9 protein-coding genes are annotated in these 9,774 nt (G+C 71.2%); 5 read left to right on the top strand and 4 right to left on the bottom strand.

Going from position 1 to position 9,774, the window contains the following annotated elements:
• Nucleotide 1: 1 nt before the first annotated feature.
• Both tal and VGJ96_09690 read right to left on the bottom strand, forming a co-directional pair.
• Nucleotides 2-1,144 carry a transaldolase gene (tal, locus tag VGJ96_09685; protein ID HEY3287371.1) on the bottom strand — a complete coding sequence of 381 codons (1,143 nt, stop codon included), beginning with the start codon at nucleotides 1,142-1,144 and terminating at the stop codon, nucleotides 2-4.
• Nucleotides 1,145-1,200: 56 nt separating this feature from the next.
• A complete protein-coding gene (locus VGJ96_09690) occupies nucleotides 1,201-1,764 on the bottom strand; it encodes a DUF2911 domain-containing protein (GenBank protein ID HEY3287372.1) in 564 nt (187 codons plus the stop codon).
• A 137-nt stretch (nucleotides 1,765-1,901) separates the two neighbouring features.
• Between VGJ96_09690 and serA the strand changes: the two genes are divergently transcribed.
• The 4 genes from serA to VGJ96_09710 are packed head-to-tail and all read left to right on the top strand — an operon-like array spanning nucleotide 1,902 to nucleotide 6,605.
• A complete protein-coding gene (gene serA / locus VGJ96_09695; protein HEY3287373.1) occupies nucleotides 1,902-3,512 on the top strand; it encodes a phosphoglycerate dehydrogenase in 1,611 nt (536 codons plus the stop codon).
• Nucleotides 3,509-4,873: an FAD-binding oxidoreductase gene (locus VGJ96_09700; GenBank protein HEY3287374.1), complete on the top strand. Its 1,365-nt coding sequence runs from the start codon at nucleotides 3,509-3,511 to the stop codon at nucleotides 4,871-4,873. Before serA ends, VGJ96_09700 begins: the two co-directional genes overlap by 4 nt.
• Nucleotides 4,870-5,514 (top strand): HAD-IB family phosphatase, encoded by a 645-nt coding sequence (locus tag VGJ96_09705; protein ID HEY3287375.1) that lies wholly within the window; start codon nucleotides 4,870-4,872, stop codon nucleotides 5,512-5,514. Before VGJ96_09700 ends, VGJ96_09705 begins: the two co-directional genes overlap by 4 nt.
• Nucleotides 5,511-6,605, top strand: a complete 1,095-nt coding sequence (locus VGJ96_09710; GenBank protein HEY3287376.1) for an alanine--glyoxylate aminotransferase family protein — start codon at nucleotides 5,511-5,513, stop codon at nucleotides 6,603-6,605. The genes VGJ96_09705 and VGJ96_09710 overlap by 4 nt, the downstream gene beginning before the upstream one ends.
• 72 nt (nucleotides 6,606-6,677) lie before the next feature.
• Here VGJ96_09710 and VGJ96_09715 read toward each other — a convergent pair whose 3' ends face one another.
• Nucleotides 6,678-7,196, bottom strand: a complete 519-nt coding sequence (locus tag VGJ96_09715) for an SRPBCC family protein (protein HEY3287377.1) — start codon at nucleotides 7,194-7,196, stop codon at nucleotides 6,678-6,680.
• Between the two features lie 143 nt (nucleotides 7,197-7,339).
• Between VGJ96_09715 and VGJ96_09720 the strand changes: the two genes are divergently transcribed.
• Nucleotides 7,340-8,248 (top strand): MerR family transcriptional regulator, encoded by a 909-nt coding sequence (locus VGJ96_09720; GenBank protein ID HEY3287378.1) that lies wholly within the window; start codon nucleotides 7,340-7,342, stop codon nucleotides 8,246-8,248.
• A 59-nt stretch (nucleotides 8,249-8,307) separates the two neighbouring features.
• On the opposite strand, the gene VGJ96_09725 is transcribed toward VGJ96_09720, so the two are convergent.
• The gene (locus VGJ96_09725; GenBank protein HEY3287379.1) at nucleotides 8,308-9,573 is read right to left on the bottom strand and encodes a dipeptidase; all 1,266 of its coding nucleotides are present in this window, start codon (nucleotides 9,571-9,573) and stop codon (nucleotides 8,308-8,310) included.
• Nucleotides 9,574-9,774: the final 201 nt, after the last annotated feature.

Raw genomic sequence — 9,774 nt, forward strand, 5'->3', positions numbered from 1 at the left:
CTCAGCGGCTGGCGGCGACGGGGCGGCCAAGCACGGCCGCCTTCGCCTCGAGTCCGGCGAGCAGGGCGTCGAACGACTTCTGAAACGACGCGAGCCCCTCGTAGAGCAGTTGCTCCGTCACCTGGCGCACCGAGATGCCCGCCGCCTCCACCGCGTCGAGCGCGCGCTCGGCGCCGGGAATGTCGGTGTCGATGGTGCGCCGCGTCTCGCCATGATCACGGAACGCCTCCAGCGTGGCCGGCGGCAGCGTGTTCACCGTCTGCGGGCCCACCAGCTCTTCGACGTAGATGACGTCGCGATAGGACGGATTCTTGGTGGAGGTGCTCGCCCACAGCGGCCGCTGCACGCGCGCGCCGCGCGCGGCCAGCGCCGCCCACCGCGCGCTGCCGAACTGATGCGTGAAGAGCCGGTAGGCGAGCTTGGCGTTGGCCACCGCCGCCTTGCCCTTGAGCGCGTCGGCCGTCGCCGCGCCGAGGGTCCCCGCCTTCACCATCGCATCGAAGCGCTTGTCGATCTCGGTATCGACGCGGCTGACGAAGAACGACGCCACGCTGGCGACGGGACTGAGCGGCGCGCCCGCCGCGGCACGCGCCTCGAGACCGGACAGGTAGGCCTCGATGACGCGGGCGTAGGCCTCGACGGCGAAGAGCAGCGTCACGTTCACGTTGATGCCATCGGCGATCAGTTGCCGCAGGGCGATGGCCCCCGCGTCGGTCCCCGGCACCTTGATCATCACGTTCGGCCGATCCACCAGCGTCCACAGATGCCGCGCCTCGCGGATGGTCCCCTCGGCGTCGTTCGCCACGTTGGGCGACACTTCCAGGGAGACGTAGCCGTCAACGCCCTCCGTGCTGTCGTAGACGGCCCGGAACAGGTCGCACGCCGCCCGCACGTCGGTGGACGCCAGCGCCTCGAAGAGCTGCCACGCCGACGTCGCGCCGGTCAGGTCGGCCACCTGCGCGTCGTACGCCGTCCCCTGGGCCAGGGCCTTCTCGAAGATCGCGGGGTTGGAGGTCATCCCGGTGAGCACGTCGTCGCGGATGCGGCGCGCCAGCTCCCCGTTGAGCAGCATTGGGCGGTCGATGTAGTCGAGCCAGAGGCTCTGTCCGGCATCGTGCAATGCCTGGAGGCGCGGTGCGGGCATAGTATGGGCGTCGGTGGCAAGTGAAAGGGGGCGGCCTTGGCCGCGCCCCCTGAAACTTACTTCGTCGACCAGCCGGTGGAGAGTTCGAGCTTCCCCCACGCGATGGTCAGCGTTCCCTTGGGCGCCTGGTCCCCGGCCGGCACCAGGGCAATCTGGAGCGACTCGCGGGTCTCTCCCAGCGTCCTGGCCGTCAAGGGAACGCGAGCCAAGTCCTTTGTCTGGTCATATTCCGTGCCCCACTGGCCGGTGTTGCGGTTGATGATGAGGTCGTACCCCTTGTCGGTGCGGATGGTATAGAGCGAGTAGGCGCCCTTGGCGACATTCGCCCCGCCGATGACGAGGTCGACGTCGGTCGTCAGGGTCGTCGAGCTGTTGGCACCGGTGCGCCAGATGGTGCCCGCCTTGGCGAGTTCGATGGGCACGTCCCGGCCGCGGGCGTGCGGCTGGCCGTAGTCGATCTTCACCACCAGCGCCTTGGGCGCGGGTTGACCGGCGACGCGCGGGGGAGACAGCGCGATCTCCGTGGTGGCGCGGCCGCTGAGCGCGGCGCGCAGCGGCGTCTGCGCGGAAGCCAGCGTCGGGGCCAGGAAGGCGAGGGCAAGCAGGGAACGACAGGACATGACACGCTCCACGTCGGGTTCAGACGTCGGGTTGGGTGGCACCGGCAAGGTGAACCACGGGGTCGGGTGGACCGCTCGAGACTATCGAATCCTCTCGCTCCAGTCGCGGCGGCGCAACCCGTTCGGCAAATTGAGACATGCCCCTGAAGATCCTGGTCACCGATGAGATCGACGCCGAAGGCGTCGCCCTGCTGCGCGCCGTCCCGCGATTCGACGTCGATGAGCAACCCACGCTCCCGGCGCCCGACCTGCTCGAGCGCATCGACCAGTACGACGCGATGATCGGTCGCAGCGCCACCAAGGTGACGGCGGCGCTGCTCCGCCGGGCGACCCGCCTGAAAGTCGTCGGACGGGCCGGTGTCGGCGTGGACAACATCGCGATGGACGTCGCCACGGAATTGGGCATCGCGGTCATCAACGCCCCGGCCGGCAATACCGTCGCGGTGGCCGAGCTGTTCTTCGGCGGCGTTATCTCGCTGCTGCGCCACCTCACGCGCGCCGACCATTCGATGCACGAGGGGCGCTGGGAGCGCTCGGAGCTCCTGGGCACCGAGCTGCGCGGCAAGTCGCTTGGCATCGTCGGGCTCGGGCGCATCGGCAGCGAAGTGGCGCAGCGCGCGCACGCCTTCGGAATGGACGTGCATGCCTACGACCCCTACGTCGGCGAGGAGCGCTTTGCCGCGCTGCGCGTGAAGCGCGCCCCCACGCTCGACGCGCTGCTCGATGAAGCCCAGTTCCTCACGGTGCACGTCCCCCTGACGGACGAGACCACCGGCATGATCGACGCGCGGGCGCTGGCCCGGCTGCGCCCCGGCGCCATCGTCGTGAACATGGCGCGCGGCGGGATCGTGGACGACGACGCCCTGCGCGCATCGCTCGATCGCGGCCACCTGGGGGGCGCCGTGCTCGACGTCTACCTGAAGGAGCCGCTCACGGGCGACCATCCGTTCCGTCCGTACCCCAACGTCGTGCTCCTGCCGCACATCGGCGCGTCGTCCGCCGAGGCGCAGCGCAACGTGGCCGTGGACGCCTGCGCGGCGGTGCGGGACGCGCTGCTCAACAACGACCTCTCGCGCTCGCTCAACGGCGCCCTCGCCGGCGAGGACGCGGCGACGCTCGGTCCCGCCCTGCTGCTCGCCCGCCGCGCGGCAACGGTGGCGCGCGCCCTGCTCGCCGGGCGCGGCGCCACGGCCATCGAGACGCTGACGCTCAAGACCGGCGACGACCTGACGGCGAGCGCGGGCGCCCTGCTTGCCGCGGCCGCCGCCGGGATGCTCGAAGGGGTCGTGGAACAGGAGCGCCTGAACCTCATCAACGCCCGCGGGCTCGCCACGGCGCGCGGCATCGTCCTCGCGCACGGCGAGGGCGGATTCGCGCCGCATTCGCGCGCCATCGAGGTGCGCCTCACCGCCGGCGAGCAGTCCATGCGCATCGGGGGTGTCGCGGCGCTCGACTTCACGCCGCGGCTCACCCGCATCGGCGACTTCCACGTCGATGTCGCGCCCCGCGGCACGCTGCTGGTGCTCACCAACCACGACGTCCCCGGCGTCATCGGGCGCGTCGGCACCGCACTGGCCGACGCCGGCGTCAACATCGCCGAGTATCACCAGGCGCGGCTCGCGGCGGGTGGCGAGGCGCTGGCCGTCATCACCATCGATGGCACCCCGCCGGCGCACGTGCGCGAGATGCTCACCGCGCTGCGCGATGTGCGCAGCGCCACCCTCGTCCGTTTCGGGGGCGACGCGTGAGCCTGGACCTGCTGCGCGATCCGGCGGCGCTCGAGAGCTACGCGCGCGACGTCTCCGGGCTGCGTGCCCTGCCGGAAGCGGTCGCCCGTCCCGAGTCGGCGGGCGAGGTGCAGGACCTGATGTGCCGCGCGGCCGCCGATGGGGTGTGCGTCACCGCTGCCGGCTCGCAGACGAGCACGACGGGCGCGTCCGTCGCCGCACGCGGCTGGCTGCTCTCCACGCGCGCGATGTCGCGAATACTCGACATCGACATCGCCCGCCGCGTGGCGCGCGTGGAGCCCGGCGTCCTCATCGGCGACCTGCAGCGCGCCTGCGCGGGCGACGGCCTGTTCTTCGCGCCGGATCCGACGAGCGAGGAGGAGTGCACGATCGGCGGCGCGATCGGCTGCAACGCGTCGGGACCGCGCACGCTGGCCTATGGGCCGACGCGGCGTCACGTGCGCGCCCTCACGGCGGTGCTGGCCGACGGCGCCAACTTCCAGGTCCGCCGCAGCGACGTGGAGAAGAACACCGTCGGCTACCAGTTGGCGCACGATCCGGTGGACTGGTTCGTCGGGAGCGAAGGGACGCTCGGCATCGTGACCGAGGCCGAGATCGCGCTGCTCCCCATCCCGCCGCGCGTGCTCGGACTGGGCGTGCCGTTCCCCGACGAGGCGCGCGCCCTCGCCTTCATCGTCGCCGCCCGGCAGACCCCGGCGGTGCGTCCGCGCTGCCTCGAGTATTTCGACCGCGAGTCCTTCGCCATCGCCCGCGTCGCCATGGACGATGCCGCGTGGGCGCCGGCCGCGGGGGCGCTGGTCTACACCGAGGACGCCGGCGACGGCGAGGCGCCGCTGGACGACTGGCTCGCGCTCGCCGAGCGCTTTGGCGCCAACGCCGGCGACGTGCGCGCCTTCGACGGGGAGCAGGCGTTGCGCGAGGCGCGCCGTCTGCGCCACGCGCTCCCCGCCGCGATGCACGAGCGCACGGCGCCGTTCCTGGCGCAGGGCGGCCGCCGCATGAGCACGGACTGGGCGGTCCCCTATCCGCTCGCCGCCGCGGCGCTCACCGAGGCGCGGCGCATCGCCGACGCGCATCACCTGCCGCCGGCCGTGACCTACGGGCATCTCGGCAACGGACACCCGCACCAGAACTTCGTCGCGCGCGATCCCGACGACGTGAAGCGCATCGAGCGCGCCGTCGGGGAGACGCTGCACGCCGTCATCGCGATGGGCGGCACGGTGGCCGCCGAGCACGGCATCGGCAAGATCAAGAGCAAGTGGCTCTCCCTGCAGGCCAGCCCGCGGCAGGTGGCGCTGATGACGGCCCTCAAGCGCGAGTTTGATCCGGAGCATCGGCTCGCTCCCGGGAACATTCTGTGAGGCGCTACGCCTCGGTCGTGCTCGACGCCGACTCGACGATTGCCGGCATCGAGGGGATCGACTGGCTGGCCGCGCAGCGCGGGCCGGAGGTCCAGCGCGCGGTCGAGGCGCTGACGCATCGCGCGATGAACGGCGAGCTGGCGCTGGAGGACGTCTACGGCGAGCGGTTGCGCGTCATCGGCGCCACCGACGAGGACCTCGTGGCCCTCGCCCTCGCGTACCGGCGCTCGGTCGCGCCGGGCGCGGCCGACGCCATCACGGCGCTGCGCGCGGCGGGCATCGCGGTGCACGTGATCAGCGGCGGGCTGCGTCCTGCCCTCCTCCCGATGACCCGCGCCCTCGGGGTCGAGGACGCGTGCGTGCACGCCGTGGATCCCGTGCGCGACGCGACCGACCGGCTGACGTCGGCCGCGCCGACGCCGCTCACCACGCAGGCTGGCAAGTGCGACGTCGTGCGCCAACTCTCCCTGCCGCGTCCCATCCTGGCGGTGGGCGACGGCGCCACCGACCTGGCGATGGCTCCCGCCGTGGACGCCTTCGCCGCTTACATTGGATTCGTGCGCCGCGATGCCGTCGTCGCCGGCGCCGCGCTGGTTCTCGATTCGTTCGCCGCCCTCGTCGCCCACGCCCTCTCCGCATGAACGCGCCTGCCTTCGGCACCTTCTTCCTTCCCGGCCCCACGGAAGTGCGTCCCGAGATTCTCGCGGCGATGCTGCGCCCAATGATCTCGCATCGCAGTCCCGAGTTCGAGGCGCTGTACGCCCACTGCGACGAGGGACTGCGCCGCGTCTTCCGCACCACGCGCCCCGTTTACATCAGCAGCTCGTCGGCCACGGGGCTGATGGAAGCGGCCATTCGCAACGCCCCCGCCGGGCCCATCCTTTCGCTGGTCAACGGCGCCTTCTCGGCGCGCTTCGCCGACATCGCCCGCGCGTGCGGCCGCACCGTGCAGGCGCTCGAAGTGCCGTACGGCGAGATCGTCCCCCTCGAGACGGTGGAGCAGGCCCTGCGCGCGCGACGGTTTGCCGCGGTCACCGCCGCACATTCGGAGACGTCGACCGGCGCCGCGCAGGACGTGCAGGCCATCGCCGAACTCGCGCACGCCAACGGCGCGTTCTCGCTCATTGATTCCGTGTCGGGAATGGGCGGGATGCCGGTGGAGACCGACGCCTGGTCGCTCGACTTCGTCCTCACGGGCTCGCAGAAGGCGCTCGCCCTGCCGCCAGGTCTCGCCTTTGCCTGCGCGAGCGACCGCTACCTGACCGCCGCCAGGGAAGCACCGTCGCGCGGACGTTACTTCGACATCGCGGAGTTCGCGCAGTACGCCGCGAAGCGCCAGACCCCCAGTACGCCCGCGGTCTCGCTCTTCTACGCGCTCGAGGCGCAGATGACGGCGATCGGGCCGACCGGCATGGAGTGCCGTTGGGCGCGACACGCCGCGATGTCCTCGGCGACACACGCCTGGGTGGAGCATCAGCGCCTCGAAGGCCGGTTGGAGGGGATCCTGGCGCCCGCGGGCGCACGCAGCGCCACGGTGACGGTCGTCCGGACGCCTGCCACGGTGGATGCGCGCGACGTGGTGGACGCGGTCGCGAAGCGCGGCCTCACGCTCGGCGGTGGCTACGGCAAGCTCGCGGCGAACACCTTCCGCATCGGCCACATGGGCGATCACACCGTCGAGACGGTGTCGCGCCTGCTCGACGTGATCACCGAGGTGCTCGCGGCGAAGTAGGGCGAGGGCCGCGCGCGGCGGCCTTCGCCATTTGCACACCAAGCGTCGCGCTCCACGCGTCGCGCGTCGCGCTCAGTCCGCGGACGGCGCCTCGCGCGCGATTTGCACCGGCGATATCACCACGTCCGATCGGCCCGGCGCGAGCAGCTGCGCCACGGTTTCCTGGCGATGCGCGAAGATCCGGCGCAGCGTGCGGTGCACGAAGGGCGCCGCGACGTCACCGAGCGGCGCGAACGGCAGCCGGAAGCGCACATGGTCGTCAATGCGCGTGCCGCCGGGAACGGCAACGCAGCGGTGCTCGTGCACCCATTCCGCGTACGGTCCTTTCACCTGCTCGTCAATGAACCGGTGCGGGGGCTCCCAGGCGCTGATCAGCGTGCGCCACCGCATCGGCAGTCCGTGCAGCCCGATCGTGTAGTCAATCAGCGCGCCCGCACGCATGGCCACCGGCATCGGCGTCCGGATCTCGAACCGAAGCTCCGGCGGCGTGATGCGCCCCAGATTCGACGCGTCGGCGAAGAACGCGAAGGTCTCGTCGAGCGTCCGCGGGACGGTCAGGGAGGTGGTGAGGTGCCAGGCGCGAGAGGTCATTCAAGCCGGAAACCGTTTCGGGGGGAGTTGCGTTGACAAGCCAGAGGCAGTTGGGTTCTTGTTGAACGCCCGACTTCGCCGCCGCAGTTCCCGTCCTCACTGGAACCATCCTCGTGCACGATTCCTCCACCCGTCCCACTGACATGCTGCCGGTGCGCCTCGTCGCGGAGCGCACGGGGCTGTCGCCGGATGTGCTGCGGGCGTGGGAGCGGCGCTACGGCGTGGTGACTCCCGGGCGCTCGCCGGGCGGGCAGCGCTGGTACACCGAGCGCGACGTCGCGCGCCTGCGGCTCCTCGCCCGCGCGGTCGCGGCGGGTCGCAACATCGCGTCGGTGGCATCGCTCAGCGATGAGGCCCTAGCGCAGCTGGTGCGCAACGAGGAGGCGGCGACGCTCGCGCGACAGACGCCGCACGCCTTCGCCGCCCAGCCGTATCTCGCCGACGCGATCGCCGCGGTGGAGGGGCTCGACGGCACCGCGCTCGAGGCGACGCTGCGCCAGGCCACCCTGCGCCTCTCGATGGACGAACTGCTCGACGGAGTCATTGCGCCGCTCGTCCGGAACACGGGCGATCGCTGGCACGGCGGCACGCTCACCCCGGCGCACGAGCATCTTGCCACCGCGGCCGTGCGCCGCCTCCTCGGCTGGCTCACCGACCAGTACGCGGCCGCCGCCGACGCCCCGGCCGTCCTCGTCACCACGCCAGCGGGTCAGCTCCACGAGCTGGGCGCCGCGCTGGCGGCCGCCACCGCGGCGGCCGCTGGTTGGCGCGTCGTCTACCTCGGCCCCAATCTCCCGGCCCACGTGATCGCCGAGGCGAGCAGCATCAGCAACGTGCGCGCCGTCGCGCTCAGCGTGGTCTTCCCGGCAGATGACGCGCAGCTCGACGCGGAACTTCGCGCGCTGCGCACGCAACTGCCCAGCGACGTGCAGATCGTCGTGGGGGGAGGCGCCGTCCTCGCGTACCGGCCCATCCTCGACGCGATCGGAGCGACGGTGGTCACCGACCTCCCGTCGCTCCGTCGCTGGCTCGTGCAGTTGTCGGCCAACTAGCGCGTCGCGACAGCGCCGGCGACGATTCCCCGCCGCCGGACGCCGATCGGCCTCGCACGCTACATCCGCGGCCCGCGATCCAGCTCGTCGATCGTCTTCGTACTCGGCCGGCGTTCCTTCTGCAGCCGGGCGGCAACTTTTTCGTTCTCCGCGAGCACGCGCAGGATGTTTCCGCTCGCCACCTTGCGCAGGTCGTCGTCGGTCCAGCCGCGGCGCGCGAGTTCGGCGAGCAGGTCCGGGTACTTGGAGACGTCCTCGAGCCCCTGGATGTGCTCACCGCCCATGCCGTCGAAGTCGCCGCCAAGCCCGATATGGTCGGCGCCGATCAATTTCCTGATGTGATCAAAATGGTCGGCCACATCTGCGAGCGTCACGATCGGCTCTGGATTGGCCTTCAACCACTCGTCCATCGCCGCCCGCAGGCGGGCCGTGTCGCCGCCGAAGCCGCTGGCGAGTTCGCGGCGCCGCGCGATGCGCACCTGGCGCCAGTCCAGGTTCTTCTGCGAGACGAACTCGCGGACGAAGGTCACCATCACGATGCCGCCGTTGGCCTTCAGCCGCACGAGGATCGAGTCGGGGACGTCGCGCGGATGGTCGGCCAGCGCGCGCGACGACGAATGCGAGAACATCACCGGCGACGCCGTCACCGTGAGGGCGTCGCTCATGACCGCCGGCGAGACATGCGAGAGGTCCACGATCATGCCCAGGCGGTTCATCTCCCGCACCACTTCCTTGCCGAAGGGCGTGAGCCCGCCATGGGTCGGCTTGCCGAGCGCCGCGTCGGCCCAGTCGAGCGTCACGTTGTGGGTCAGCGTCATGTAGCGCGCGCCGAGGTCGTAGTACACGCGCAGCGCCCCCAGCGAGTTCTCGATGGCGTGACCGCCCTCGAGGCCGAGGAACGACGCAAACTTCCCGGCCACGAACGCGCGCCGCGCGTCGGCCGAGGTCCTGGCGAGGGCCATCTCCTTGTCGTACTTCGCGATCATCCGGCGCGCGATGTCGAACTGTTCCAACTGCATGCGCGCGTACCCCGAGTCCTTGGCCTCGCCCGGAATGTAGATCGACCAGAACTGGCCTCCCACGCCGCCCTGCTTGAGGCGCGCCAGGTCGGTGTCCTGGTTCCTCAGGTTGGTGCGCAGGTCGAAGTGATCGACGTCGCGCGGCATTTGCGCGTCGTAGCGGATCTCCCACGGCACGTCATTGTGGCCGTCGATGACCGGAGTGGTGGCGAGCAGTTTCTTGACGCGCGCCAGGTACGGATCGGGGGCCTGTGCCTGCGCCGCGGCCGCGGCGGCGAGCAGGAGGAGGGCAAGGAGACGGCGCATGCAGGTCACCGGTGCAGGGGCACGGTACAGGGTGTGGTGCAAGGGCACGGTACACAGCGAGGTGCAGGGTGCGGGGGAAGAATGTATGGCGCCGATGTTCCGTGCACCAACTCATTCCGCCAATACACCCCGCACCGTTTCCTTTCACCCCACCCTGTACCGTGCCCGTGCACCCTGGGGCCACGACGAAGCGGCCGCCAA

This window comes from Gemmatimonadaceae bacterium (assembly GCA_036504815.1).
GTDB lineage: Bacteria > Gemmatimonadota > Gemmatimonadetes > Gemmatimonadales > Gemmatimonadaceae > PNKL01.

What these genes read in the sequence shown, in the direction of transcription:
- tal (HEY3287371.1), bottom strand. Translation starts at nt 1,144, where the DNA reads ATGCCCGCACCGCGCCTCCAGGCATTGCACGATGCCGGACAGAGCCTC.
- serA (HEY3287373.1), top strand. Translation starts at nt 1,902, where the DNA reads ATGCCCCTGAAGATCCTGGTCACCGATGAGATCGACGCCGAAGGCGTC.
- VGJ96_09720 (HEY3287378.1), top strand. Translation starts at nt 7,340, where the DNA reads ATGCTGCCGGTGCGCCTCGTCGCGGAGCGCACGGGGCTGTCGCCGGAT.
- VGJ96_09725 (HEY3287379.1), bottom strand. Translation starts at nt 9,573, where the DNA reads ATGCGCCGTCTCCTTGCCCTCCTCCTGCTCGCCGCCGCGGCCGCGGCG.
- VGJ96_09710 (HEY3287376.1), top strand. Translation starts at nt 5,511, where the DNA reads ATGAACGCGCCTGCCTTCGGCACCTTCTTCCTTCCCGGCCCCACGGAA.
- VGJ96_09690 (HEY3287372.1), bottom strand. Translation starts at nt 1,764, where the DNA reads ATGTCCTGTCGTTCCCTGCTTGCCCTCGCCTTCCTGGCCCCGACGCTG.
- VGJ96_09715 (HEY3287377.1), bottom strand. Translation starts at nt 7,196, where the DNA reads ATGACCTCTCGCGCCTGGCACCTCACCACCTCCCTGACCGTCCCGCGG.